This window comes from Acinetobacter sp. Tr-809 (genome assembly GCF_011753255.1).
Taxonomy (GTDB): Bacteria; Pseudomonadota; Gammaproteobacteria; order Pseudomonadales; family Moraxellaceae; genus Acinetobacter.
Genome location: NZ_VWVZ01000002.1, coordinates 355,482 through 381,870 on the forward strand (window position 1 = coordinate 355,482; position 26,389 = coordinate 381,870).

The window sequence follows — 26,389 nt, forward strand, 5'->3', positions numbered from 1 at the left end:
GATGGGATAGATTGTTCTTGGGTTTGATCTATCTCATACAGCAAATACCATGCTCATACATCGACGAGATCATCTTGTTTCCATCACAATAATAAAAAGGAGATTAATCATGTTGCCTCAATGGAAATGTGCCCTATTGGGAAGCAGTATTGTTCTCGTACTTGCAGGCTGTAGCGCCGCATCTCAATATCCCATTTCAGCCAGTTATGGCCCTCAACCGGTATTGCCCAAACCGCAAGCGAGTTTAGTGCCTACTGTGAATATTGCCCCTGCTAAAGGCTGGCCGAAGGGTATGATGCCGACGCCAGTAGAAGGTTTAAAAGTTCAGGCATACGCGCAAGGGCTAGACCATCCAAGATGGCTGTATGTATTACCCAATGGTGATGTGTTAGTGGCTGAAACTGATGCACCGCCTAAGCCTGATGATAGCAAAGGGATTCGTGGAAAAATTGCGAAAATGGTGATGCAACGTGCTGGAGCATCTTTTCCTAGTGCCAATCGAATACGTTTATTGCGTGATACCAATGGTGATGGGATTGCCGATAAAAATACGGTTTTTCTGGAAAATTTAAACTCGCCCTTTGGTATGGCTTTGGTTGGCGATATGCTCTATGTGGCCAATACCGATGCCTTGATGCGTTTTCCTTATCAGGATGGTGCGACAAAAATTACGGCGCAGGGAACGAAGGTTTTGGATCTACCTGCAGGAAAACTCAATCATCATTGGACCAAGAATGTGATTGCAAATTCTGAGGGTACCAAACTATATATCTCTGTTGGCTCCAATAGTAATGCGGCTGAAAATGGCTTGGATCAAGAAGTGGGACGAGCACAAATTATAGAGTTTGATCTTGCCTCAGGCAAAGCACGGCCTTTTGCTACAGGACTTAGAAATCCGAATGGGATGGGCTGGCAGCCGCAGGGTGGTCAGCTTTGGACAGTGGTGAATGAGCGTGATGAGTTAGGCAGTGATTTAGTACCTGACTATATGACCTCGGTGAAAGAGGGGGCATTTTATGGATGGCCCTATAGTTATTTTGGGCAGCATCTCGATACACGGGTAAAACCACAACATCCTGAGATGGTGGCTCGTGCACTTAAGCCTGATTATGCTTTGGGAAATCATACCGCATCTTTAGGATTGGCCTTTTATGCCACTGAATTAATGCCGCAATATCGTGGTGGCGCATTTATTGGTCAGCATGGTTCATGGAATCGGAAACCACATAGTGGCTATAAGGTGATTTTTGTACCGTTTAGAAGTGGTCAACCGTATGGAGAACCGCAAGATGTATTGACAGGTTTCCTCAATGATAAAGGGCAAGCCTATGGGCGGCCTGTTGGAGTAGCAATTGATTTTTCAGGTGCATTATTGGTGGCTGATGATGTGGGTGATGTGATTTGGCGAGTCTCACCAATTGCACAAACTACGTATGAAAGTCCGATGAAGGAACTTAGAAACGGTCATTTAAAGTAGTAAATACTTGAGCAATATATTTTGTACTTTAAGTTGAGTAAGCGATAGTCCGACCTTGGATAGACTATTATGTATTGTTTTTGTGATTAAGTATGCATTTTTATGGTTTAGTGTGATATAAAATGCGTATTCGCGATAAGCTTCTCTGTGGAATGTCTATATCGTAATCTCATTCTCTTCCCCAAGAGTTTGAGATTTTTTTTATTTGATAAATACAGATTGACTATATTTAGGTGTGAAATAAACCTGATAAAACTGTTGATAGGTCTTAATGGACAGGGATTTGATCTAGAAGGATTTGAAGAACTGATTTGGAAAATCTGTCCTCCAATTGGTTTGAAATAAAAGAAGCCTTATTTCTTTTGTTTAAAACGATATTTGCACTTTAAGCAACGGTAATCCTGAAAAATATTCTTATCGACCATGATACCTGCTTTTTTCCCAAAAATATTACCAATGACTCCACCTGTAACACCTGCACTGATTGCACCGACAAAAGTGCCTACCGTACCACCGACAATTACACCAAGAGGTCCAGCTACAGTACCAATCGCTGCACCGATGGATGCACCACCTGCAGCACCACCGACTGTCCCTGCAGTCGTACCTGCGGCCGTCAGTAATACACCGCCCGTAGTTCTCAATAATTTGTCATGATTACGTGTTTCAATTTCTGTTGAACCACATTTAGGGCATTCGATAGGTTTTTCCATAAAACGATTTATCCTGTCTTTCTTTATTGAGTCACCCAGTTGACTGTGCTCAAGTGGAACTGCGAGCCAAGGTCATACTTTGGAAGCCGTGATGTTTTCGAGTCGATAAAACAGAGACATCACTTTTTCAGTTTTGATTTTAGCGGAACAAGGGCATAAGTATTTATAGTTCATGTAAATTATCTTTGCGTATATCCGTCTACATTTTGTAGAAGTGAAATATTTTAATAGGTCTAAGTAAGGGAGCGGTAAATGTGCGATACAGAGAAGAGATATTGAATTGAAATTTTCGAGATAAAAAAGAAGGGTCGTTGCTGAATGAGGAGATTCAAATAAATAATAAAGCTCCTGTTACTACAAGAGCTTTAATGTGGCTTACTCAAGCTTTAGGGTAAAAAAGTTTCTTGTAGATAACTCCACAACATTTTGCCATCGATCTCTTCAATCAGCGCACAAGAGCGACGAATCAGCACGCCAGATGCTTTGGTATGTTTTTCCGTATAGGTCAAAACAATCGCATCAGGCTTTTGCATCAAGATTTGCTCATCATAAATTTCAATTTGAATATCTGGCATTTTGCCCTGATTATTGGCAAATAGACCTTTCACTTGTTCGAGTGAAATACGTTTTCCAGCCGCACCAACCATTTCAAAATGATCTGCAAAATAATCAATCAGTAGGGCAAGGTCTTGTTCTGCTTGTTTGCCGCTAAAAATTTTCTCAATCAGGACGTGCATGCTATGGATGCTTTCGATTGCTTGTTCTTTGATAAGTGCCATATCCTTTTCCATTGAAAACTAATTATCTCGCTTTATTTTAAAACAAAAATAAATGTAAAATTCAATATAATTTTAAAATAAATCTATTGTTAGATTATCCATCTTATCGGATATTGGTATAAAAATATTATTTTTATCATATATTTAAATCAATATTTTTATTTTTTAAAATTGCAAAACAGCTAAGATGGTAAAAAAGGTATAACTATATACCTTAAATATTATGGAAAATTCCATGTAAAAATAATAATTATATATAAGGATTATTTTCCTTATTGGAGACAGAGCAGAAAAGGAAATGGATTCTGATCGTGCTGTCTCCAATAAGAAGACGCATTAGAAAAAAGACATGGACAAGGAAGCAAAATGGATACGCAATCTACTGAGCCGAAACAAGCTCAATCAAATCTCTATGCATGGTATGTGGTATTACTGTGCATGTTGGCTTATATCTTCTCATTTATTGATCGGCAAATACTGGCGCTGATGATCGAACCGATTAAAGCAGATCTTGGGCTTTCCGATACGCAGTTTAGTTTATTGCATGGTTTAGCCTTTTCACTGTTTTACGCCTTTATGGGATTACCGCTAGCCTATCTGGCAGATCGTTTTTCACGACCAAAAATTATTGCTATCGGGGTGGTATTTTGGAGTATTGCAACCGCATTTTGTGGGCTAAGTAAAAACTTTCTCCAACTATTCTTGAGCCGAATGGGCGTTGGCGTCGGTGAGGCAGCTCTATCTCCAGCCGCCTATTCAATGTTTAGTGATATGTTTAGTAAAGACAAATTAGGACGTGCAGTCGCGGTTTATTCAATTGGTTCTTTTGTCGGTGGTGGGATCGCTTTTCTGGTCGGTGGCTATGTGATTGGTTTGCTCAAAAATATGGATACCATCATGGTTCCTGTTTTTGGTGCACTTAAGGCATGGCAAGCGGCATTTATTATTGTCGGGCTACCTGGTGTCTTTATTGGTCTATTAGTTTTACTCACCGTGAGAGAACCTCAGCGTAAAGGTCAGCGCCTAAATGCACAGGGGCAAGTAGAAAAAACCAGTATGAAGGATGCATTCAAGTTTATTAAAAAGCATGGTCGTACCTTCAAATGTCACTATTTAGGTTTTACTTTTTATGCGATGGCTTTGTATTGCTTGATCAGTTGGTCGCCTGCATTCTATATGCGCAAGTTTGGTCTGACTCCAACTGAAGCGGGCTATATGCTGGGTAGTGTGTTATTGGTGGCGAATATTCTAGGCGTATTTTGTGCGGGTTGGCTGAATGACTGGTTTATTCAAAAAGGTCGTAAGGATGCGCCGATGATTACTGGGGTGATTGGTATCGTGGGCTTAATTATTCCGATGATGATTTTTACTCAGGTGAATGAGTTATGGTTATCCGTGGTGTTCTTAGTGCCTGCGATGTTCTTTGCTTCATTCCCGATGCCGATTTCAACCACTGCTATGCAAATGCTGGCACCGAACCAGTTACGCGCACAAATCTCAGCGGTGTTTTTATTGATCAGTAATTTGGTTGCGGTCGGGATTGGCACAACATTGGTGGCTTTGATTACCGATAAGGTGTTTGAAAATCCACTGATGGTCGGGATGTCCCTGTCGATTGTGGGTACGATTTCATGTGTATTGGCCTTTATCTTACTGAAAAAAGGCTGTCAGGCATTTAGTGACAGTATGCAGCAGGAACATGGATCTTGATTTGATATTGCACTGAGGATGTCGCAAGCCCATTCTTTGTAATGGGCTTTATGCTTTGCCAGTGAAATCTTTAGCAAGGGAGTGAAGTGATGCAATCATCTTTTAAGCTGGAGCATCTGCGTTATCTGGATGAATTTTTATTATTTAAATCTAATGATTATCAAACCATTAAAGACCAAATCAGTCATTACCTATGTCCGCATCGTTTTGATGTCGAAGTACGAGAACCTCTAAATACGCGTTTGAATGGCTTTAGCTTTGGTAATGGCGCGCTGTACGATCTGAAATATAGTGCACCAGCCATGATTAGTATTGAAGATAGTGCTGACTTTTATTTATTTAGAATCACGCTAGAAGGGCAATGCACAGTGGGGTTGGACGGTCAGCAGATTCTACAGTCAGAAGGAGTCATGTCGGTCACCCATCCGCATACGCGACAACAGATCATTACCAATCAGCATTGCCGCAATATCATTTTAAAATTGGCGCAACAGGATATCGAAACTCAATTATTCAACATGTTAGGCTGTCGTAGTCAGGAACCATTGCGCTTTCATTCCTCATTATCCTGTAGTTTAGAAGGGATCGATGCGATCATTGAAACACTGAATTATCTGTGTCATGCCTATTATAATATTCGCAACTGGAGCTTTATTTCAGCCAGTTTTTGCCAGTATTTGATTGAGCTAATTTTGCTGAAAATCCCGAATAATTATACCGAACGTTTGAATACCCAGCGGCAACAATTGCTGCCAAGCTATATTAAAAGAGCACAACAATATATTCAGGAACATGTACAACAAACAATTTCATTAGCTGATTTAAGCCAGTATTGCGATGTGTCGATACGCACCTTGCAAAAAGGTTTTAGTCAGTATTTACAGCAAAGCCCTGTGGAATATATGCGTGAGCAACGCTTGGAGCGGGTACATTTAGCTTTGCAGCATGCACAGACAGATGAAACCGTCACCGATATTCTACTGGATCATGGCATCCAGAGTTTTGGGCATTTTTCCAGCTTATATAAAAAACGTTATGGCTGCTTGCCTTCGCATACTTTAAAAAAGATGCTGTGTCAGTGAGTCAAATGCGTGCGTAAATGGAATAACGGTTGCGTATTTGGATAAGCCACAGGTCGTGCTCTCTTTTATGCTGAATTGAAAATCAATCAGCAGGAAAGCACATGAAAATTACAGTACTCGGTGGCGGGCACGGATGTTATGCAGCAGCAGCGGAAATGGCAGAAAAAGGCCACGAGGTGGTGTTATGGCGCCGTGATCGAGAAGCCTTACAGCAGCTTGCCGCAACGGGTGAGCTTAAAATCAAAGATTATCGAGGTGATCGCAGTGTCACTGTTGGTTTTTTGGATTCGCAGATCAACCTATCCGATCATTTAGAACAAGCCATTCAGCATGCCCAGTTGATTATTATTCCTTTACCTGCAACGACACATCAGGATTTGGCTCAGCAGGCAGCGCCTTTCTTTCAAGCGGGGCAAGTGGTGTATTTACCGCCTGCGACCTTCGGTAGCTTTGTCTTTGCCAAAGCCATGCGCGAGGTGGGTAACACAGCCCAAGTGGCTTTTGCCGAAACAGGAACCTTACCGTATTTGGTGCGTAAGCATGGAGTGAATCAGATTGTTGTGAGTGGCTATGCGACCCGTCTACCAACTGGTGTATTCCCAAGCAGCTTGTCCGAGCATGCATTCCAAATTTTAAAACAGGCGTATCCAAGTGTTGAGCCGATCGAAGACAGCCTCAGTGGTGCCTTGATGAATGCAGGACCAATTATTCATCCGCCGTTGATCTTGATGAATGCGGGACCACTAGAACATTTCCAAGCATGGGATATCCATAACGAAGGTACACAACCGTCGATTCGCCGTGTCACCAATCAGCTAGATGCTGAACGTATGCAGCTTAGGGAAGCACTTGGCTATGCTGCGCCGCATTTCCCGCTGGCAGACCACTACAATAAAGACGGTGAGGGGGATGAATGGATGTATGGCCGCGGTGCGCATGGCAAATTAACCGATAGTGGTGACTGGCGTGAGGACATCGATCTTCAGTCTCATCGTTACATGTTGGAAGATACGCGTCTGGGGCTGTCCTTTCTGGTGTCGGTAGGGCGTTGGGCAGGTGTCGCGACACCTATAGCGGAAGGATTGCTGAATATTGCTTCTGCGGTGACAGGCAAAGACCTATACCAAGATGGGCGGACTTTTGAGAATCTAGGACTTGCCGATAAAAGCAAGGCTGAGTTGCAAGTGACCTTGCAGCAAGGAGTCTAATATGACAACGATTCAACAGGTTGCGGTACTGGGGGCTGGTCGTATGGGTAAGGCCATCGCAATTGCTTTTGCCTATGCGGGACTCAAAGTGGCCTTAATTGATGCCAGACAACGCACCGAGGCTGAGTTTGAGCAATATCAGGCTCAAATCCAAACTGACTTAAAACAAGAATTGCAGTTGCTGGAAAGTATCCAGTTTATTCAATCTGAACATACCGTATTTATTCTGGATCAGATTAAGATTTTAAGTCGTGCGGCTTCAATATCAGTCTTAGCACACTGTGATCTGGTTATGGAAGGTGTACCCGAGGTCAGGCAAGTCAAAGAAGATATTTTTACTTGGCTGAATCAATATATTACACCGATGTGTATTGTTGCATCGACAACATCGACCTTTTTGGTCACTGATATTGCGCAGATGATTTCTCATCCAGAACGGGTAGTCAATGCGCATTGGTTAAACCCTGCCTATCTGATCCCATTGGTGGAGTTAAGCCGTTCTGAGCAGACTTCAAATGAAACTTTAAATACTCTGAAAAACTTTCTGCATGCAATTGGCAAAGTTCCTGTAGTGTGTCATGCCAAAGCGGGCTATATCGTGCCACGGATTCAGGCCTTGGCAATGAATGAAGCAGCACGGATGGTAGAAGAAGGTGTGGCTTCCGCAGAAGATATTGATATCGCGATTCGGACGGGTTTTGGTTTGCGCTTTTCCGTATTGGGCTTGCTGGAATTTATTGATTGGGGCGGTGGTGATATTCTGTATTATGCTTCCCAATATTTACAAAAAGAGCTAGGTGAACGCTATCGAACACCTGAAATTATTGCTGAGAATATGCGACAGCAACGTAATGGTCTACGTGAGCAGCAGGGTTTTTATGATTATCAGCAGATCGATATTCCAGCTTATAAACAGCAAGTTTTACAGACTTTTTCAGATCGGATTACCGCAAATCAGCTTAAACCGCCATTTAATATTTTAAATCCGTAATCCGAATTTTAGCCCATCTCCTGACAATGATGGGCTTTTGTTATTGCTTTAGCTTGATGGCATGAGGTCAAAGACCTTTTTCAATTGTGCATTGAGCTGATGCAGCTCTTCATCATCAAAGGCATTTAAGATGCCAGATAAAGTGACCTGACTAATTTGATTAATTTGCTCAACCAGCTCTTTGCCTTTGTCTGTGAGTTTAACCATGGAGATACGTTCATCTGACTCCGAAGAGAAGACTTGCACAATATCATCCTCTACCAAGCGATAAACGGCTTTGGTTGCTGTGGTTAGCTTGAGGGTAGAGAGGTTGGCAATTTCGGTAATACTGGCTTGTTCAAGCGCATTGGTACTTAAAATAATTTTACGACGTGTATTGTCGATACCTAATTTTTTAATAGATTTTTCAATGAGCTGTGTGTATTTACCATTCACCTGCGAGATCCAGAAAAAAGGATAGCTCTGTAAGCTGCTCGGTTCATTGTTGGGTAGAAATTGTTCTAAATGAGTAAGCATAGCCAAGTAATAACTTTTATAAAAATGGACATTCTCATTATACAAAAATTGAAAACATTTTCTTGCTTCTTAATCATGAAAAATACTTGACAATTACATTACTTTTTCCGATATTTGTATTAAGTATAAAAATACATGGAAAAGTGAATGAATATTATTGTACAAGAGGTACAAAAAGGAGCAGGTACTTTGAAAGTCATGGTGAAAGATTCCATTGATATTCAAGGTATGCAGACTATGGTGGGTAGCAAAGCTTTAATGCAAAGCCAACCTGCAAGTACAAACGCGGAAGTGGTGAATCGTATTCTCGCTGCTGATTGCCAAATTACGGCAAAGACCAATCTGCATGAACTGGCTTTTGGGATCACAGGGATTAACCACGTTTTTGGTACGGCCATAAATCCAAAATATCCTGAACTGATTCCAGGTGGTTCTTCGAGTGGTTCTGCGGCAGCGGTTGCAGCTGGTCTGGCAGATTTCACATTAGGTACGGATACGGGTGGTTCGATTCGTATGCCAGCAGCGTGTTGTGGTGTTTACGGTTTAAAACCAAGCTTTGGCCGTGTCAGCCGTGCAGGGGTGCATCCAGCAACAAGTTCATTAGATTGCGTTGGCCCCTTTGCAAATTCAGTCGAAATGATTGAAACCGCCATGCAAATTATTGATCCAAGTTTTCATCAACATACTGAATTAGCACAGGCACCGAAACTGGCGTGGCTTAATGTCGCTGCTGATTCAGCCGTGATTGAGACGATCCAGCATTATCTGACCCAAGCCAAACTGACAGTATCCACTGTAAATCTGGAAGGCTTTGAAGCTGCTTTTAATGCAGGTATGCAAATCATCAATTATGAAAACTGGCAAGCTTATGGCGAATTGACTGAAACGGGTTTATTGGGTGCCGATGTCAATGCACGTTTGCTCAAGGCCGCAGACAGCACCTTGACCCAAGTCAAACAGGCTGAACAGGTAAAAGCCGATTTTACTGCTGAGATTAATGCCTTATTAGAACAGTACGATGCCTTGATCTTAGCAACCTTGCCACAGATCCCACCTAAAGTTGCTGAGGCTGAAAATACTGTTGCTTTTTTAAATCTCACTGGATTGGTTCGACCTTTTAATCTTTCTGGACACCCTGCGATTTCAATCCCACTGCAAACCAGTGAAGGATTACCTGTGGGCTTACAAATCGTGGCGAAACACAATGCCGATGAATATTTATGTGCTGTTGCGAAATATATCGTGAGTGCAGCGCAATAACCGAAAAGGAATGAGGGAATGAATAACTTATCGATAAAGGAATTTGTCATGGACACAACTACAACGGAATTAGAGCGCTTGTGTCAAGAAATTCGTGAACGTGCCTGTACGGGAGAGTTCGATGATCAAGCCTATGTCAGTCAGGACATCATAGACAAGCTCAAACAGATCGGCGTTTATCGAGCATTAGTCCCAAAACGTTTTGGCGGCAATGAATGGTCACCGAAACAATTTTGCGAATTGATTGAGCAACTCTCCAAAGCAGATGGCTCAGTCGGTTGGGTGGCAAGTTTCGGCATGAGTCCTGCCTATTTGGGGAGTTTGCCAGAAGCAACGCTTGAGCAGTTGTATAAAGACAGTCCAGACATTGTGTTCGCTGGTGGCATTTTCCCTCCACAACCTGCGGAAATTACAGATGATGGCGTCGTGGTCAGCGGACGTTGGAAATTTTCCAGTGGTTGTATGGGGGCTGATATTGTCGGTGTCGGGATTTCACCACAAAAGGACAATGAAGCCCAAGGTTTACCGCGCATGGCGGTGATGCCAGCCAATAAGGCTCAAATCGATATGACCTGGGACACGGTCGGTCTGAAAGGCACAGGCAGCCATGATTTGGTGGTGAAAGATGTGCTAGTCGCGAAGGAATGGACTTTTGTCCGTGGTGAACCTTCAAAACTGCCTGAACCATTTTTTAAATATCCATCATTGTCTTTAGCCACTCAAGTCTTAACCGTAGTGGGAATTGGGGTTGCTGCCGCAGCGATCGAAGAATTTCAAAAACTGGCGCCAGGGAAATCCTCAATTACTGGTGGGGCTGAAATTGCCAGCCGACCTGTAACTCAATATGAATTTGCCCAAGCCGAAGCTGAGTTTAAAGCTGCACGCGTGTGGTTCTACGACACCATGCAGATCGTCTGGAATGAAGTGGTTGCAGGACGTACCCCAACTGCAGAACAGATCAGTGATATGCGTTTGTCTTGTACCCATGTGGCGCGGGTTTGCGCCCGTGTCACCCGCAAGATCCAGATGTTGGCAGGCATGACCGCGATTTATACCCACAATCCATTTAGCCGCTTTGTCAACGACACCAATGTGGTGACGCAGCATGCCTTTATGGGCGATGCCACTTTACAAAATGCAGGCTTGGTCAGCTTTGGTATGAAGCCAGCACCCGGCTATTTATAAGCTTAATTTTATCAACCCGTGTGGCAACAAGGATGAATGACATGAATGCGCCAATGGATTTAACGGTTTTGTTACAACGCCTACAACAGCTTGAAGCTCAAAATGCGATCCGTAACTGCATTAACCGCTATATGGAAATTTGTGATGCCTTGAATGCCAATACCGATCTGAATGAATTGATGGATTTATTTGATCAGGACAGCATTTGGGAAGGGATTGGCGAGAAATATGCTCAGTCTTTTGGTCGCTATGCGTCTTGGCAAGCCATTTATGACATGTTCAAAAGCTATACCCAAAAGCAGTCGCATTTTGTTATGAATGCGCATTTTGTTAGCTCAGAGCAAATTTATATCGAAGCGGATCAAGCCAATGCCAGTTGGTTGATGTTGCAGACTTCAACTTTTCGTGATGGGCGTAGCCATTTAAATGCCGCCAAACTCACGGTGCAGTTTAAACAGCAACATGATGGACGTTGGAAGATCAAACATTTTCAGACTGAAAATATTTTCAGTCGCCCCGTATCTCACTGGGACAGTGCAGCCACATTGCCAGTACCGTCTCAGCAATAACTGATGATCGAAAAGGATAGTTGATATGAACAGTATTATTCCAATGCACAACATTGAGATGGATTACAACGAATTGGTGCAAAGTGATCGCGCCCATACCTCATTGTATAAGGACGAAAAAATCTTTGAAGATGAGATGGAAAAGATTTATTACAGCACTTGGGTGTGGGTAGCACATGCCAGCGAGATTCCAGATGGTGGTAGCTATAAGACCATCAATATTGGTAAGCAACCTGTGGTTGTGGTTCGGGATCGTAAGAAAAAAGTCCATGTTCTGCTGAATCGTTGCCGTCATCGCGCTGCAACAGTGTGTGAACATAAAAAAGGTAAAACCAATAGTTTTGTTTGTCCATACCATGGTTGGAGCTATGCATTAGATGGTTCATTACGTGGTGTGCCTTCACCTGAAAGCTACGGCGAATGTTTGGAGAAGTCTGAGTTTCCACTGATTAGCCTGCGTGTTGAAGAATATAACGGCATGATTTTCGCCACTTTTAAACAGGACATTGAACCTTTAGAAGATTTCTTGGGTGCTGCGAAAAAATGGATCGACTTGTTTATGAAACAAGGTGCAGGTTATCCAATTAAAGTCTTGGGCGAGCACCGTTTCCGTTTTCCAGGTAACTGGAAAATTCAGTTAGAAAATACGACCGATGCTTACCACTTCCCATTGGTGCACAAGTCATTTTTAAGTTCAGTCGATGAAAAAACCGAAGAACTGTTTAACTTTGAAAATCAGCCGGGTTATGTCGAAGACTTAGGTAATGGGCACAGTGTGATGGTGATGATTCCTGAATTGGTTGATCTGGATGAAGAGTTAATGGAGCGTCCGATTCAGGAACGTTTTGAAGACTTGGCTCAAGCTTTACGTGATGAAGGGCATGAAGAACTGGAAGTGCGTCGTATGGTCCGCGCGGTGGGTGGTTCTGGTTTCAACCTGAATCTGTTCCCGAACATTGCCTGTTCAATGGCGTTCTTCCGAGTGATGCAACCGATTTCAGTCAATGAAACTGAAATTCACCATTCCGTGATTACCATGGATGGCGGTCCGCAAATTGCCAACCAATATCGTTTACGTCTGCATGAACATTTCCAAGGCCCATTTGGCTTCGGTACGCCAGATGATTCGGAAGCGTGGGAACGTGTACAACATGGTGCCAATGCAGGCAATGACCTGTGGATCATGCTGAATCGCGGCCTGCCAGGTGAAGTCAAAACTGAAGATGGCTTAAAGAGCGATGTCAGTGCAGAAACAGGGATGCGCGCTGCCTATCAGCAGTGGAAAAAGATGATGACGGCTTAAGGAGAGCGCCATGAAAATCGATTTAAATTTACTGAATGAAGTGACCGCTTTTATTTGGGCAGAAGCCGATATGCTGGACCATTCTGAGCATGATACTTGGCTGGACCTTTGGAATGAAAAAGGTGTGTATATCATCCCGATCGATCCAAAACTGACCGATTATGAAAATAATTTGAACTATGCCTATGACGACCATCATATGCGTAAGTTACGGGTACAGCGTTTGGAAAATGGTGAAGCGATTTCAACTGCACCAAAAGCCAATACCGTGCGTAGTGTTTCGCGAATCCGCATCGTCAAAGATCAAGATGGTGAAATCATTTTGCGTTGTGCGCAGAACTTGCGTGAATTCCGTAAAGAAAACCTCAAACATTATACCGCTGATGTGACTTTCCATCTGGTTCGTGATACGGAACAAGGTTTTAAGATCAATCGTAAAATTATCAATTTAGTTAACTCAACCGATACCTTGGCGGGTATCAGCTACATTCTCTAGGAGCAAAAAATGAAACAGGTTGTTTTAGTCACAGGTGCCGCTTCGGGTTTAGGGAATGTCATTGCCGAATATTTTGCAGCGCAAGGGCATCAAGTGATCCTGTCTGCCAGTACTTTAGAGAAAGCAGAGCAAGCCAAAGCACGCAGTGCATATGCAGAGAATCTATTTCCACTAAAACTGGATATCTCGGTTGAGGCAGATTTTCATGCCGCAGTACAGTGGATTCAGCAGACATTCTCAAAACTGGATGTGTTAATTAACAATGCCACCATGACCAAAGCAACCCCTGTTCTTGAAATTAGTGCCGCGGATTTTGACATGATCACGCAAGTGAATCAGCGTGGTACGTTCCAGTCTTGCCAGATCATTGGCAAATATATGGCTGATCAAGGCTATGGCCGTATTGTCAATATGGCGTCTCTGGCTGGACAAAATGGCGGTACTGCCACTGGCGCACATTATGCTTCTACCAAAGGCGCAATTATTACCTTGACTAAAATCTTTGCCAAAGAGTTTGCAGCCAAAGGCGTGACAGTGAATGCGATTGCGCCTGGGCCAATGGAATCACCGATTGTACATAGCGTGGTGTCTGACGAAAAAATGGCGCAATTTATTCAAAATATCCCCGTCAAAGCATTAGGCAGCATGGAATTTATTGCTGAAACCTGTGCGCTATTGGCCAGTTCAAGTGCTGCCTTTGTAACTGGGGCAACATGGGATATTAACGGTGGATTATTTATGCGTTAAGCCTTCGGCAAGATGCATATCAGGGAGAGAAATCATGACGATACTTTATAACGTGGTGGTAAAAAACCGTCATGTCGAAGGTGGGAATGTTGCAGTCATGGAATTTGAATCTGCAAATTCGACCGTATTACCCAAAATTGAAGCAGGTGCGCATATTGATGTGCACCTCCCGAATGGCATGGTGCGTCAGTATTCATTATGCCAAAATCCGAATGATGTCGGTCTGTTCCGACTTGGGATTTTACGCGACCCAGAATCACGTGGTGGCTCAGTCTCGGCCTTTGATGATTTAAAGAATGGCATGCAGATTCAGGTTAGCGAACCGAAAAATCTGTTTCCTTTAGTGAAATCCAAACATGCGGTACTGGTGGGTGGTGGGATCGGGATTACCCCACTGATTACGATGGCCTATCAATTGGCACAGGAAGGCACTTCTTTTGAACTGCATTACTGCGGTGCAAGCCCAGAACGCTGTGCTTTTGTCGATGAAATTAAACATGGCATCTTGGCGCCTTTCACGACCTTTCATTTTAAATCGGAAGGAGCAAGCCATCGCGAGTTTTTCCAATCCGCCATTCAAGACATTGATCAAGACAGCCATATCTACACCTGTGGTCCAAATGGATTTATGGATTGGGTGATCAATTTAGCCCGTACACAAAACTTTCCAGAGCAGCAGATTCATAAGGAATACTTTCAGGTTGAAGTTGAAACAGGTGGCGATGCATTTGAAGTTGTGGCGCAGCAAAGCGGCAAGATCATTATGGTCAATGCAGAAGAAACCATTTTGCAGGCCTTGGCGCGAGAAGGCATTGAGATTGAAATGTCATGTGAACAAGGCGTTTGCGGTACCTGTATGTGCGATGTGATTGAAGGTGAGCCAGACCATCGCGACGTGTATTTTACCGATGAAGAGAAGGCCAGTAATGAGCAGATATTGGTGTGCTGTTCACGTTCTAAGTCAGCACGATTGGTACTGGATATTTAAGCGATTTAATCAGGATAAATCGGTATCAAATATCGGCCAGAAACAGGATAAAAGATTCAGGAGAGAATAATGAATTCACTAAAATCAATGGATGAAATCACAATAGATCCAATGCAGTTCAGACGTGCTTTGGGAAATTTTGCCACAGGTGTCACCATTGTGACTGCGCAGAATGCTCAAGGTGAAAAGGTGGGGGTGACTGCCAATAGTTTTAATTCAGTGTCGCTAGATCCACCGCTGATTTTATGGAGTATTGATAAAAACTCATCTAGTTTCCCTGTATTTGAACAGGCTTCACATTTTGCAGTGAATATTTTATCGGGCTCGCAGATCGAATTATCGAATAAGTTTTCACGTCGAAATATCGATAAATATGAAAGCACTAGTTATCAGACAGGTTCGGGTCAAGCACCCATTTTAGACCACTGTTCTGCGGTATTTGAATGTGAACGCCATGAGATTATTGAAGGTGGGGATCACTGGATTATTATTGGTAAAGTGGTACGTTTTCGGGATGAAGGACGTAGTCCGCTGGTCTATCACCAAGGGGCTTATTCGGGTGTGATTCCACATCCGTTATTGCAGTTAAAAGACACCGTTGAAGCTGAAGATATTGGTGAAATGCATCAAGGGCATTTATATAGCAATGTCTGTTATTTGATGAGCCGTGCATTCAAGTTCTATCAAACTGATTATATTCCAAAGCAGCTAGTGACAGGATTCCGTACCAGTGAAGCGCGTTTATTGTTGGTACTGGGGAGTGGTACTGCCTCGAATAAAGCAGATTTGCCGCGTGATATTGCCATGCCGATGCGCGAAGTGGAGCAGGCAGCGACCATTTTGAAAAAAGATGGTTTGCTGATTGAGAGTGATGGCTTTTTTAAACTCACCGAAAAAGGCAAGAAAACTGCGCATTATCTATTTGATATTGCCGATAGCCATCAAAATGAGGTGTTTGAAAAATATTCGGATGAGCAAAAGGAGACCTTTATCACCATGCTGAGAGACTTTGCTGGTGTAGCATAAGCTGGGTGAAGCTGATAAATTGAATTGATTTATCAGCTGCTTTATTGCTCGTTGGTTATAATCAAAAAACAATTCCAAGGATGAGGAATTTTTGGCACGCAACTTGTTTGTTTATCAAACATGATTGCATACAAGCCAAAACAGAGCAGCAGTGCTAAAGAACAAACTTTAGCAATTGTTGCAGCACAGGGGAGCGAAGGAATGAACCAATATGTGAGTGATGCACTGTTAACGTGGACGCATCATATCAAGAATGTGTGCGGCAATTTTGAAACAGACTTTGATGGGACACGGAATTTATTTATTGGCGAAGTGCAATGTTTTTTACTGGGTGATACCGAGATTGCCTTTATTAAAAATAACGCCAATAAAATTGTCCGAAAGGCGGATGAAATTGATCGGGTCAATAATCGCTTCTGTTTTTTGATTTTGCAGTATTCGGGAAAAATGTTGCTGCAATATAAAAATGAAACTTTGACCTTAAATGAGGGTGATATTGTCTTGGTTGATCCTGTCGAAACCATCTCGATGTTTCCACAAGGTTTAGTCAGCCAAATTTCAGTGCATCTATCACGAGAAAAATTGCTGAAAGAGAATATTAGTTCTGAATATTTTGGTAAGTTGATCACTCAAAATATGAGCGGTTTTCTGCTGAAGAATATTTTGAAAAATATGTCGCCTGAAAATATCAAGCTTTGGTATGCATCTGAAGATGGTAATGCCTTTGAAGATGCGTTGATTGCTCTCATCAAACCGACCATTAACTATAAAAATATCAATAATAATCAGAATAATCTTCTGGAAAAAGCCGAGCGCTATATTATTGAAAATCTGACAAAACCTGATCTCTCTCCCAAGTTGATTGCCGCACATATCGGGGTATCGTTACGGCATCTTTATCGATTATTTGTGCAAGAAAATTTATCGATTAATAAGTACATACAGATCAAACGACTCGAGAGGGTCAAAACAGATCTGTTGGATAAAAGAAATAAGCAGAGTTCGATCACTCAAATCGCGCTGAAATGGGGCTTTTGGGATGGTGCTCATTTTTCAAAAATCTTCAAAAAAACCTATGGTATCTCTCCCAAAGAATTTAGAGAGACAATGTTGGCTTAAGCATTTTTGATGTCATTTTTAGACAAGTTCCACGTCATTCTTGGACAAGCTAGACCCATGCAACTGTGTTGAAATTAAATCAATAAGGGAAGATTAAAGCGCTTCAATCGACTTGAAATATGAAGTTGATTTTAGTCGCTGCACACAGAGCAAAGAGCATTTTAACGATCTGATACAGATCGCTCAGGGATAGATGAAAAAGGATCAACGTGATGCATAAACAAAGATTATTGAAAGAGATACAAAAAATACTGGCGTTTAACTTATCCATCGCTGCGAGTTTATGTGCTGTTCATAGCACCGCTTATGCGCATGGTGAGGCTGCCGAATTGGTGCCACTCTATCAAAACATGAGTGAACAGGGTGCCAAAGTGGTCAAAGATGACTTCACTAATAGTTATACCATCACCAAAGGTTCCATGCAGGTCAGAGCCAAACCTAATTCAGATCAGGTCTTGGTGAATGGAAAACCCTTAAAGCTGAGCGTCCCAGTATTAATCAAAGACGGTAAGCCTGTTATTGGGAAAGATTTTTTCAATGAAGTATTTCAGTCGGGTTTAGACCAAACCTTTAAAATTGAAAATACCTTTCATCCGCTCAATAGTTTAAATACGGCAGAAATCAAAAAGACCTTTGATGTGATTAGTCGCTCAAAGTATGCCTATAAAAATATGCGTTTTGCTGAGCTGAAGCTGAAAGAGCCAGAAAAGGCCAAAGTCTGGGATTTCTTTATTAATCATAAAGAGTATAAAGATGACCGTGTGGCGTCATTCATTTTATTGAAAGGCAATCAGGCAATTGAAGGTGAAGTAGACCTGAATACGCAGCAAGTCACAAAATGGAATGTCCTTAAAGATACGCACGGTATGGTGTTGCTGGATAACTTCGAGACGGTTCAGCGTGTGATCGAATCCAGTAAAGAATATCAGGATGCTTTACGTAAACGTGGCATCACTGATGTGAAGAAAGTGATCACCAATCCATTAACTGTCGGATATTTTGGCGGGAAAGATGGTTTAGATAAACAACTGAATGTCTTAAAAGTCGTATCTTATCTGGATACAGGAGATGGTAACTATTGGGCGCATCCGATTGAAAATCTTGTCGCAGTGGTGGATTTAGACAAAGAAAAAATTATTAAAATTGAAGAAGGTGCAATGATTCCTGTACCGATGACAGATCGGCCTTATGCCACCAAGAATACTCAGCCACCGAAAATCAAACCGCTCAATATCAGTGAACCTGAAGGTAAAAATTTTACCATTACAGGACAAACCGTACATTGGGGTAACTGGTGTTTCCATGTGGCACTGGATTCACGTGTCGGTCTCCAGCTTTCTACGGTCACCTATAAGGATAAAGGGGTAAAACGCAAGGTCATGTATGAAGGGAATTTGGGCGGCATGGTGGTTCCTTATGGCGACCCAGATATGGGATGGTACTTCAAATCTTATCTGGATTCAGGTGAGTACGGCATGGGAACCCTGACCTCAAGCATTCAACTGGGTACTGATGCGCCAGAAAATGCGGTGTTACTGGATGCAGTAATTGCCGACTATAAAGGCCAACCACAAGTGATTCCAAATGCAATCGCCATTTTTGAGCGTTATGCAGGGCCTGAGTATAAACACCAAGAGATTTTTGGTGATCAGGATGCCAGCGAAGCACGCCGTGAACTTGTTGTACGTTGGATTAGTACGGTGGGTAACTACGATTACATGTTTGACTGGGTCTTTGCTCAAAATGGTGTGATTGGAATTAATGCAGGTGCGACAGGGATTGAGGCGGTAAAAGGTGTTAAAGCCCGTACCATGCATGACAGCACCGCCAAAGAAGACACCAAATATGGCACCTTGATTGACCACAATATTGTCGGAACCACCCATCAACATATCTATAACTTCCGCTTAGATATGGATGTAGATGGGGAAAACAACAGCTTTATGCATATGGACCCTGTGGTGAAGGCCAATGATCGAGGTGGTGTGCGTACAAGCACGATGCAAATTGACAGTAAAGTGATTAGCAATGAGCAAAATGCGGCTGAAAAGTTTGATCCATCTACTATTCGTTTACTGACCAATTTCAATAAGGAAAATAAATTAGGTAATCCGGTTTCTTATCAATTGATTCCGTTTGCGGGCGGAACTCATCCAGTAGCGAAGGGTGCCAATTTTGCCCCAGATGAATGGCTATTTAAACGCCTTAACTTTATGGATAAACAAATTTGGGTGACACAATACAATCCAGATGAACGTTATCCTGAAGGGAAATATTCGAATCGTTCAACTCATGATACGGGTTTAGGTCAGTTTATTCAGAACAATGAAAATATTGAAAATAAAGACCTTGTGGTGTGGATGACCACAGGAACGACCCATGTGGCACGTGCCGAAGAATGGCCGATCATGCCGACGGAATGGGTCTATACCTTGATCAAACCGTGGAATTTCTTTGACAACACCCCGACCTTGAATTTGGGTGATGAACAGGAACATGTCCAACACGAGCATCACTAACAACGCAGATCAAGTTATATGGGTAATCCACGATTACCCAAAACTGAGCGTTGAGTAGATCGCTGACAAAAAAGGAATTTTGTATGAAAACTTTAGTTTCTCAAGTCGTGAGAGGGACGCTGTTTGTCTCATGTTTTTCAACTGCATATGCAGGTGAGCTTGAAATTAAACCGATTTTTGAAGCAACCTTTGGTGCTTTTAGCAGTGCTAAAGGTTATAACGGTGAAAACATCGATGACCAGCGGATCAATTGGCAAGAAGGCCATCTTAAATATGGGGCCAAAGGGCAGCAAACATTTCAAAACCATCAGCTCTATGCCAGTTTAAGCGGAATTAGTTCGGCAACATTTGGTGATGGCGATGCAGGTCAAAATAGTAATGGAAAAGAACGTAAAACCGATGTGAATGAATGGGTGATTGGCTTTAAAGATGGTACCCATAAAGATGAATTGACGACTTATAATTTCAGTATTGGTCGCCAAAATATCATGATTGGTGATGGTTTTTTCATTGCGGGTGATGCGTTAAACCTAGGTAAAGTACCTGCGGACGGTGCACTCGATCGAGGTGGGGCTTATTATTTGGCGGCACGACGCAGCTTTGATTTTAGCAGTCTGCTTCAATATAAACCGCAACAAGATACGACGCTAAAACTGGCGTATTTAAAGTCGAATAACAAAGCACAATTTTCATCAGAACTGTTTGTGACTGATCTGATCTATCAACTCAAAGATAAAGGCATTGGTTTTACTTATTTAAATGTCTTGGACCTTGATGATGCCGAACACATCTCAGGACGTCAGGATCTTAAGAATTATGCCTTACGCTTGAACTATCAAGCCTTACCTGAACTGCAATTAAAGTCTGAATGGGTGGTTCAGGATAAACAGGACAGCACGGAAAATGCGGGCTATCTGGGACTGAACTATAACTTCTTATCTACAAAATATACACCGTCCCTAGGATATCGTTTCAGCCATTTTTCCGATCAGTACGACCCAATGTTTTACGGCAATACGGTTGGATTTGGAACATGGTTTCAGGGCGAAGTCGCTGGAAATTATGCAGGACCTTTCAATAAAAATGCCGATATTCACCAAGTCTCTTACATGATGAACTTAAAAGAGAATTTTATGTTGGGTGCTTTGGCCTATAAGTTTCAAACCGTAAATAAGTCATTGGCAAATGTCGATGGGCATGAGCTGGATGTGTTTTCAGTTTGGTCAGTCAATAACAATCTCACCGTTATTCCACTGATCGGACTGTATAAGCCAAAGCATGATATCCACAGTGGTGGCACACAAAATTATGATGACAAAACCAATCTATATGCACAATTGATTCTGCAATACATCTATTAGATCAGATTTGGGATGTGTGGATCGATCAGCAGTGCCGTCAGAGAAAGACTTTAGGATGAGATCAGATGGATAAAGAGTATGACTACATCATTATTGGCGCGGGCTCGGCAGGTTGTGTAGTTGCAGCACGTTTATTACAAGCCAATGCAGGACGGGTATTGGTTCTAGAAGCAGGAAGCAAAGACAGTAGTTTGTTCCATACCATTCCTGCAACCGTGATTAAGGTCTTTCAACAAAAATCATGGCCGTATATGACTGTCCCACAAAAACACTGCAATCAGCGAGAGATGATCCTTGCACAAGGCAAAGTCTTGGGAGGTGGCAGTTCAGTCAATGGCATGATTTATTGTCGAGGACAGCGTCAGGACTATGATTTATGGGCATCGGAATGGGGATGCAGCAATTGGTCTTATCAAGATGTACTGCCATTCTTTAAAAAAGCAGAAAAAAATGAAAGCCTTGCTGACGAATATCACGGACAGGATGGCATTTTACCCGTTAGCGAAAACCGTTATCGCCATCCTTTAACCCTTGCTTGCATTCAAGCAGGTCAGCAAATGGGAATGAACTATGTCAATGATATCAATGGTTGGAACCAAGCGGGTGTCGGATTCTATCAAACCACCACACGAAATGGTGCACGTGCCAGCACCTCAAAAACTTATTTAAAATCCGTTGTGGCTCATCCAGATCTCACTGTTATTACTGAAGCACTAGTACATAAAATTGAAACTCAAGGCAATCAAGTAACGGGTGTGACATTTAGTATTGCTGGTAAACCGACGACGACTGTAAATGCAAGAAAAGAAGTCATCCTAAGTGCGGGGGCAATTGGCAGCCCTAAAGTTTTATTGCTTTCGGGAATTGGTCCAAAACAGCATTTAGATGAACTCGGAATTGAATGTATCCAAGACCTACCTGTAGGCGAAAATTTTCACGATCATTTGCATATGTCGGTCAATGCCACGGTAACAAGCAATAATAGCTTGCTTGGAGAAGATCAAGGCTTAAACGCGGTGCGGAACTTTTTACAATGGCAATTTACCCGTTCAGGTGTGTTGACCTCAAATATTCTTGAAGGGGGTGGCTTTATCGATACCAACAACAATGGCCGTCCTGACGTACAGTTTCATTTCCTGCCTGTACTGGATAACTTTGATAATACCCCAGGTGAAAAAGGCACAGCTCAAGCACATGGGCTGACGATTAAAGTCGGACATATACAGCCGAAAGCACGAGGAACTCTACGTTTAAGCAGTCGAGATCCGAAAGCAATGCCGATCATTGATCCAAACTATTTAGGTCATCAGGAGGATATTGAGGCCAATATTCGTGCGGTGCAGGCAGGACTGCGTTTATTACAACAACCTGCCTTAAAAGCCATTGTCCAAGACATTATTGAGCCTGCAAATATTGATCCTGAGAATGTCGCCGCGATTGATACATGGATGCGTCAGAACATTAAAACGGTTTATCACCCTGCGGGTAGTTGCAAAATGGGCAATACACCAAAAGATTCAGTCACAGACCAGACGCTTAAAGTACATGGCTTCCAAAAATTACGCGTCATTGACTGTTCGATTTGCCCACAAGTTCCAAGCGGAAATACCAACGCCATTGCGATCATGATCGGTGAGCGTGGAGCCGATTTTATTTTAAATCAGGTCGCTTAATTGCGGTGATTGCAGTATTTAGACATTCAAGAGGAAAAAATAATGAGTGAAGTACAGATTCTAGCAAGTGTACAGCAATTTATGGCTCGTCAGCATGGTCACTTTATTGATGGTCAAACCATTCCAGCAGAAACATCAGAACGGATTGAGTTGATCAACCCTGCGACAGAGCAGGTGGTTTCAACCATTGCTATTGCGACTCAAAACGAAGTTGAAAAAGCGGTTCAGAGTGCGCATGAGGCCTTTCATCATGCTTGGGCCAATACGTCACCTTATGAACGTGGTTTAAAACTCAATAAATTAGCTGATTTAGTGGAATTACATGCTGAAGAATTGGCTCAACTTGAAACGTTAACAACGGGCAAATTGATTCATCTGGCTCGCCATTTGGAAGTGGCACAAACAGTTGTTTTTTTAAGGTACTTTGCGGGCTGGGCAACCAAAATTCATGGGCAAAGCATGCAGCCCTCAATTCCCTCCATGAATGGAGAAAAATATACAGCCTATACCTTACGCCAACCTGTTGGCGTGGTGGCAGGGATTGTACCGTGGAATTTTTCTCTGATGATTGGATGCTGGAAAATAGGTTCAGCATTAACCACAGGTTGTACCATTGTGCTGAAACCGAGTGAATTCACCACTTTGTCATTATTACGTTTGGCTGAACTTGCAATTGAAGCAGGAATTCCAGCAGGAGTGATTAATGTGGTCACAGGTAAAGGGGAGACTGGACAACATTTAATGAATTCACCTTTGGTGAAAAAAGTCTCTTTTACAGGGTCAGTTCCTACGGGTATTGCGATTGGTCAACAAGCGATGAAGAATGATCTTACTCGGGTCAGTCTGGAACTCGGTGGAAAAAATGCTGCAGCCATTTTAGTTGATGCCAATCTGGATGAAATCCTACCAACCTTGTTACAGGCAACCTTTGTACATCAGGGGCAGGTTTGTGCAGCACCAGAGCGTTTCTTTGTGCATCAGTCCAAATATGATGAATTTGTAGAAAAGGTGACAGGAGCAATTCAACAGATAACAATTGGTTCGCCTTTAGATGAATCCAGTATGTTTGGACCACTGTCTAATAAACCGCATTTTGATAAGGTTAAACATTATCTCGACCTTGCACAGCAAAATGATCAAGTGATTTGTGGTGGTCAAGCCATCCAAGGTATTGGGTATTTTGTAGAACCGACATTACTTAAAGTGCAGGGGATTGATGATCCTTTATTTATTGAAGAAACCTTTGGTCCTGTGGTCGATGTGATTCCTTTTGAAAGTGATGAAGAGTTGATTTCAATGATGAATCACTCGCGTTTTGGTTTGACAGCCAGCCTATGGACCAATGATCTGGCAAAAGCATTGCGCTTGATCCCGCAAATTGAAGCAGGTTCAGTTTGGGTCAATATGCATACCTTCCTAGATCCATCTGTACCATTTGGTGGGGTGAAAGCTTCTGGTCTTGGTCGAGAGTTTTCTGATGCATTCATTGATGATTACACTGAATTAAAATCGGTGATGATTCGATATTAACGATATGTAAGATATTAAAAAATGGCCGTTTTAGACCATTTTTTAATGATTAGCTTTATTCGCTATTCAGTCAGAAAGTCATTTAAAATCTGATTGAAGCTTTCTGCCTGCTCAATATTTGAAATATGTGAGGCATTGATTTCAACCAGTTTCGATTGTGGTATCTGTTGTTGCATAAATTGGCCATCTGCCACTGTAGTGACAGGGTCTTGCGTCCCTGCAATCACCAAAACGGGAATATGGATGTCTTTGAGTTGATCACGGACATCCGCTTTAGCCAAAGCCTCACAACAATTGGCATAACCATTTGCGCTGCCAGCACTTAAGTCGTTACACAGATTATTGACGATTGCAGGGTGACTTTGGATAAAGGGATCTGTAAACCAGCGTGAAGCTGCTGTTGTGGCGATAGGAACTAAACCTTGCTTTCGAACCAGTTGGGCACGATCCAGCCATGCTTGTTCCTGTCCAATCTTCGCAGCGGTATTACTCACAACCACACGCTGAAAACGTTCTGGATGATGGATAGCAAGCCATTGACCTGTTATTCCACCCATGGAAATGCCACAGAAATTGGCTTTTTCAATCTTTAAATGATCGAGTAGGTGAATGACATCTTCACCGAGTTGTTGCAGGGTATAAGGGCCTGTTGGTGTTGAAGATGAACCATGACCGCGTGTGTCATAACAAATCACATAAAAGTGTTCTTTAAAATAATTGAACTGCTTCTGCCACATGCCATAGTTGGTGCCCAAAGAGTTGGAAAATAACAATGTAGGGGAGCTGGGATCGCCAAAAGTTTGATAGTTGATTTGTGCATCGGCGGATTGAAAAACTGACATTTACTATTCCTTAATTTTGTTCGATACGTTCAATAATCAGTGCAATGCCTTGACCAACACCAATACACATCGAACACAAAGCATATTCACCTTTGATCTGTTCAAGCTGGTTTAAGGCGGTGGTGACCAACCGCGCACCTGAAGCACCCAAAGGATGACCCAAGGCAATTGCACCACCATTTGGATTGACACGTGCATCATCATCCGCCAAACCCAAATCACGCGTCACCGCTAAAGCCTGTGCCGCAAAGGCTTCATTCAGTTCAATCACGTCCATCTGAGCTAGAGACAGATTGACCTGTTTCAGTAATTTCTTGATTGCAGGTGCAGGCGCAAAACCCATAATCCGTGGTTCAATCCCAACTGTGGTAGCCGCAATGATTTTGGCACGTGGCTTGAGCTGGTATTTTTCTACCGCTTCATCAGAAGCGATCAGCAACGCTGCTGCACCATCATTAATCCCAGAAGCATTACCTGCGGTCACCGTACCATCCGCTTTGACCACACCTTTGAGTTTGCTCAGTGCATCTAACGTCGTTGATGCACGTGGATGCTCATCGGTATCCACCACAACTGCATCACCCTTACGCTGTGGAATGCTGACAGGCACGATTTCATTTTTAAAGAAGCCATTGGCTTGTGCAGTTGCTGTACGTTGTTGGCTGTTGAGCGCAAACTGATCTTGATCGGCACGATTAATGTTGAATTGTTCCGCCACGTTTTCCGCGGTTTGCGGCATAGTATCTACACCATACAGCTCTTTGAGTTTTGGATTGATAAAACGCCAGCCCATGGTGGTGTCTTCAATCTTTTGGTTACGGCCAAAGGCACTATCCGATTTGCCCATCACATAAGGCGCACGACTCATGCTTTCGACCCCACCTGCAATAATCAAATCAGCTTCATTGGCTTTAATGGCACGAGCAGCCATGGCAATCGCATCCAGTGATGAACCACATAAACGGTTCACTGTGGTAGCAGGCACTTGATAAGGTAAACCTGCCAATAGTGCTGACATGCGTCCGACATTACGATTGTCTTCACCTGCCTGATTGGCACAGCCATAGATCAGATCATCCACTTTTTGCCAATCGATACTTGGGTTACGTTGCATCAAGGCCTGAATCGGAATGGCTCCCAAGTCATCAGCACGTACAGGTGCAAGACCGCCTGCATAGCGACCGAATGGGGTACGGATGGCATCGATGATATAAGCGTTTTTCATGTGTTTTTCCATTATCTAAAATCCCTCCCAACCTCCCTTTAATAAAGGGAGGAGTTCCCCTCTTTTTAAA

22 protein-coding genes and 1 pseudogene are annotated in these 26,389 nt (G+C 42.7%); 18 read left to right on the forward strand and 5 right to left on the reverse strand.

The window, feature by feature from the left end; translation table 11 throughout:
* Positions 1 to 109 precede the first annotated feature (109 nt).
* Entirely contained in the window at positions 110 to 1,477 is a 1,368-nt protein-coding gene (locus F3J02_RS05750) for a PQQ-dependent sugar dehydrogenase (RefSeq protein ID WP_167248101.1), read from the forward strand.
* Positions 1,478 to 1,830: 353 nt separating this feature from the next.
* Here F3J02_RS05750 and F3J02_RS05755 read toward each other — a convergent pair whose 3' ends face one another.
* Together F3J02_RS05755 and F3J02_RS05760 are read right to left on the reverse strand one after the other, a co-directional pair.
* Positions 1,831 to 2,190, reverse strand: coding sequence for a hypothetical protein (locus F3J02_RS05755; protein ID WP_167248102.1), 360 nt, complete (start codon positions 2,188 to 2,190; stop codon positions 1,831 to 1,833).
* Between the two features lie 386 nt (positions 2,191 to 2,576).
* Positions 2,577 to 2,969 (reverse strand): DUF4440 domain-containing protein, encoded by a 393-nt coding sequence (locus tag F3J02_RS05760; protein ID WP_167248103.1) that lies wholly within the window; start codon positions 2,967 to 2,969, stop codon positions 2,577 to 2,579.
* Positions 2,970 to 3,335: 366 nt separating this feature from the next.
* Here F3J02_RS05760 and F3J02_RS05765 point away from each other — a divergent pair, with 366 nt between their 5' ends.
* The 4 genes and pseudogenes from F3J02_RS05765 to F3J02_RS05780 all read left to right on the forward strand — a co-directional run bounded on the left by F3J02_RS05765 (position 3,336) and on the right by F3J02_RS05780 (position 7,960).
* Positions 3,336 to 4,679 (forward strand): spinster family MFS transporter, encoded by a 1,344-nt coding sequence (locus tag F3J02_RS05765; protein WP_167248104.1) that lies wholly within the window; start codon positions 3,336 to 3,338, stop codon positions 4,677 to 4,679.
* Between the two features lie 89 nt (positions 4,680 to 4,768).
* Positions 4,769 to 5,778, forward strand: a pseudogene (locus F3J02_RS05770) (helix-turn-helix domain-containing protein).
* A gap of 84 nt (positions 5,779 to 5,862) precedes the next feature.
* Complete coding sequence (locus F3J02_RS05775; RefSeq protein WP_167248106.1) at positions 5,863 to 6,969, forward strand: NAD/NADP-dependent octopine/nopaline dehydrogenase family protein; 1,107 nt, start codon at positions 5,863 to 5,865, stop codon at positions 6,967 to 6,969.
* Between the two features lies 1 nt (position 6,970).
* Positions 6,971 to 7,960, forward strand: coding sequence for a 3-hydroxybutyryl-CoA dehydrogenase (locus F3J02_RS05780; RefSeq protein WP_167248107.1), 990 nt, complete (start codon positions 6,971 to 6,973; stop codon positions 7,958 to 7,960).
* 48 nt (positions 7,961 to 8,008) lie between these two features.
* Here the strand turns inward: F3J02_RS05780 and F3J02_RS05785 are convergent, their stop codons facing one another.
* Complete coding sequence (locus tag F3J02_RS05785) at positions 8,009 to 8,476, reverse strand: MarR family winged helix-turn-helix transcriptional regulator (protein ID WP_167248384.1); 468 nt, start codon at positions 8,474 to 8,476, stop codon at positions 8,009 to 8,011.
* Positions 8,477 to 8,623: 147 nt separating this feature from the next.
* Between F3J02_RS05785 and F3J02_RS05790 the strand changes: the two genes are divergently transcribed.
* The 13 genes from F3J02_RS05790 (at position 8,624) to F3J02_RS05850 (ending at position 24,252) form a co-directional block, all read left to right on the forward strand.
* Complete coding sequence (locus tag F3J02_RS05790) at positions 8,624 to 9,736, forward strand: amidase (protein WP_167248108.1); 1,113 nt, start codon at positions 8,624 to 8,626, stop codon at positions 9,734 to 9,736.
* Between the two features lie 18 nt (positions 9,737 to 9,754).
* Positions 9,755 to 10,921: an acyl-CoA dehydrogenase family protein gene (locus F3J02_RS05795; protein ID WP_167248109.1), complete on the forward strand. Its 1,167-nt coding sequence runs from the start codon at positions 9,755 to 9,757 to the stop codon at positions 10,919 to 10,921.
* A 41-nt stretch (positions 10,922 to 10,962) separates the two neighbouring features.
* Entirely contained in the window at positions 10,963 to 11,490 is a 528-nt protein-coding gene (locus tag F3J02_RS05800; RefSeq protein WP_167248110.1) for a nuclear transport factor 2 family protein, read from the forward strand.
* Between the two features lie 25 nt (positions 11,491 to 11,515).
* A complete protein-coding gene (locus F3J02_RS05805) occupies positions 11,516 to 12,793 on the forward strand; it encodes an aromatic ring-hydroxylating oxygenase subunit alpha (protein WP_167248111.1) in 1,278 nt (425 codons plus the stop codon).
* Between the two features lie 10 nt (positions 12,794 to 12,803).
* A complete protein-coding gene (locus F3J02_RS05810; RefSeq protein ID WP_167248112.1) occupies positions 12,804 to 13,289 on the forward strand; it encodes an aromatic-ring-hydroxylating dioxygenase subunit beta in 486 nt (161 codons plus the stop codon).
* A gap of 9 nt (positions 13,290 to 13,298) precedes the next feature.
* Positions 13,299 to 14,036 carry an SDR family NAD(P)-dependent oxidoreductase gene (locus F3J02_RS05815; protein ID WP_167248113.1) on the forward strand — a complete coding sequence of 246 codons (738 nt, stop codon included), beginning with the start codon at positions 13,299 to 13,301 and terminating at the stop codon, positions 14,034 to 14,036.
* A gap of 34 nt (positions 14,037 to 14,070) precedes the next feature.
* On the forward strand, positions 14,071 to 15,024 hold the full coding sequence (locus tag F3J02_RS05820) for a PDR/VanB family oxidoreductase (RefSeq protein ID WP_167248114.1): 954 nt from the start codon (positions 14,071 to 14,073) through the stop codon (positions 15,022 to 15,024).
* Positions 15,025 to 15,090: 66 nt separating this feature from the next.
* Entirely contained in the window at positions 15,091 to 16,050 is a 960-nt protein-coding gene (locus F3J02_RS05825; RefSeq protein WP_167248385.1) for a p-hydroxyphenylacetate 3-hydroxylase reductase component, read from the forward strand.
* A gap of 201 nt (positions 16,051 to 16,251) precedes the next feature.
* Complete coding sequence (feaR, locus tag F3J02_RS05830) at positions 16,252 to 17,169, forward strand: transcriptional regulator FeaR (protein WP_167248386.1); 918 nt, start codon at positions 16,252 to 16,254, stop codon at positions 17,167 to 17,169.
* 203 nt (positions 17,170 to 17,372) lie between these two features.
* A complete protein-coding gene (gene tynA / locus F3J02_RS05835) occupies positions 17,373 to 19,688 on the forward strand; it encodes a primary-amine oxidase (protein WP_167248387.1) in 2,316 nt (771 codons plus the stop codon).
* An 83-nt stretch (positions 19,689 to 19,771) separates the two neighbouring features.
* Positions 19,772 to 21,049, forward strand: coding sequence for a hypothetical protein (locus F3J02_RS05840; protein ID WP_228284330.1), 1,278 nt, complete (start codon positions 19,772 to 19,774; stop codon positions 21,047 to 21,049).
* A 65-nt stretch (positions 21,050 to 21,114) separates the two neighbouring features.
* On the forward strand, positions 21,115 to 22,722 hold the full coding sequence (locus F3J02_RS05845; RefSeq protein ID WP_167248115.1) for a GMC family oxidoreductase: 1,608 nt from the start codon (positions 21,115 to 21,117) through the stop codon (positions 22,720 to 22,722).
* A gap of 42 nt (positions 22,723 to 22,764) precedes the next feature.
* Positions 22,765 to 24,252 (forward strand): aldehyde dehydrogenase family protein, encoded by a 1,488-nt coding sequence (locus tag F3J02_RS05850; RefSeq protein ID WP_167248116.1) that lies wholly within the window; start codon positions 22,765 to 22,767, stop codon positions 24,250 to 24,252.
* 62 nt (positions 24,253 to 24,314) lie between these two features.
* On the opposite strand, the gene pcaD is transcribed toward F3J02_RS05850, so the two are convergent.
* Both pcaD and pcaF read right to left on the reverse strand, forming a co-directional pair.
* Positions 24,315 to 25,094, reverse strand: coding sequence for a 3-oxoadipate enol-lactonase (gene pcaD, locus F3J02_RS05855; RefSeq protein ID WP_167248117.1), 780 nt, complete (start codon positions 25,092 to 25,094; stop codon positions 24,315 to 24,317).
* A 10-nt stretch (positions 25,095 to 25,104) separates the two neighbouring features.
* Complete coding sequence (pcaF, locus tag F3J02_RS05860; RefSeq protein ID WP_167248118.1) at positions 25,105 to 26,319, reverse strand: 3-oxoadipyl-CoA thiolase; 1,215 nt, start codon at positions 26,317 to 26,319, stop codon at positions 25,105 to 25,107.
* Between the last annotated feature and the right edge of the window lie 70 nt (positions 26,320 to 26,389).

Bases quoted from the DNA above. Each gene is read 5' to 3' on its own strand.
- F3J02_RS05750 (WP_167248101.1), top strand. From the start codon at position 110: ATGTTGCCTCAATGGAAATGTGCCCTATTGGGAAGCAGTATTGTTCTC.
- F3J02_RS05755 (WP_167248102.1), bottom strand. From the start codon at position 2,190: ATGGAAAAACCTATCGAATGCCCTAAATGTGGTTCAACAGAAATTGAA.
- F3J02_RS05760 (WP_167248103.1), bottom strand. From the start codon at position 2,969: ATGGCACTTATCAAAGAACAAGCAATCGAAAGCATCCATAGCATGCAC.
- F3J02_RS05765 (WP_167248104.1), top strand. From the start codon at position 3,336: ATGGATACGCAATCTACTGAGCCGAAACAAGCTCAATCAAATCTCTAT.
- F3J02_RS05775 (WP_167248106.1), top strand. From the start codon at position 5,863: ATGAAAATTACAGTACTCGGTGGCGGGCACGGATGTTATGCAGCAGCA.
- F3J02_RS05780 (WP_167248107.1), top strand. From the start codon at position 6,971: ATGACAACGATTCAACAGGTTGCGGTACTGGGGGCTGGTCGTATGGGT.
- F3J02_RS05785 (WP_167248384.1), bottom strand. From the start codon at position 8,476: ATGCTTACTCATTTAGAACAATTTCTACCCAACAATGAACCGAGCAGC.
- F3J02_RS05790 (WP_167248108.1), top strand. From the start codon at position 8,624: ATGAATATTATTGTACAAGAGGTACAAAAAGGAGCAGGTACTTTGAAA.
- F3J02_RS05795 (WP_167248109.1), top strand. From the start codon at position 9,755: ATGAATAACTTATCGATAAAGGAATTTGTCATGGACACAACTACAACG.
- F3J02_RS05800 (WP_167248110.1), top strand. From the start codon at position 10,963: ATGAATGCGCCAATGGATTTAACGGTTTTGTTACAACGCCTACAACAG.
- F3J02_RS05805 (WP_167248111.1), top strand. From the start codon at position 11,516: ATGAACAGTATTATTCCAATGCACAACATTGAGATGGATTACAACGAA.
- F3J02_RS05810 (WP_167248112.1), top strand. From the start codon at position 12,804: ATGAAAATCGATTTAAATTTACTGAATGAAGTGACCGCTTTTATTTGG.
- F3J02_RS05815 (WP_167248113.1), top strand. From the start codon at position 13,299: ATGAAACAGGTTGTTTTAGTCACAGGTGCCGCTTCGGGTTTAGGGAAT.
- F3J02_RS05820 (WP_167248114.1), top strand. From the start codon at position 14,071: ATGACGATACTTTATAACGTGGTGGTAAAAAACCGTCATGTCGAAGGT.
- feaR (WP_167248386.1), top strand. From the start codon at position 16,252: ATGAACCAATATGTGAGTGATGCACTGTTAACGTGGACGCATCATATC.
- F3J02_RS05840 (WP_228284330.1), top strand. From the start codon at position 19,772: ATGAAAACTTTAGTTTCTCAAGTCGTGAGAGGGACGCTGTTTGTCTCA.
- F3J02_RS05845 (WP_167248115.1), top strand. From the start codon at position 21,115: ATGGATAAAGAGTATGACTACATCATTATTGGCGCGGGCTCGGCAGGT.
- F3J02_RS05850 (WP_167248116.1), top strand. From the start codon at position 22,765: ATGAGTGAAGTACAGATTCTAGCAAGTGTACAGCAATTTATGGCTCGT.
- pcaD (WP_167248117.1), bottom strand. From the start codon at position 25,094: ATGTCAGTTTTTCAATCCGCCGATGCACAAATCAACTATCAAACTTTT.
- pcaF (WP_167248118.1), bottom strand. From the start codon at position 26,319: ATGAAAAACGCTTATATCATCGATGCCATCCGTACCCCATTCGGTCGC.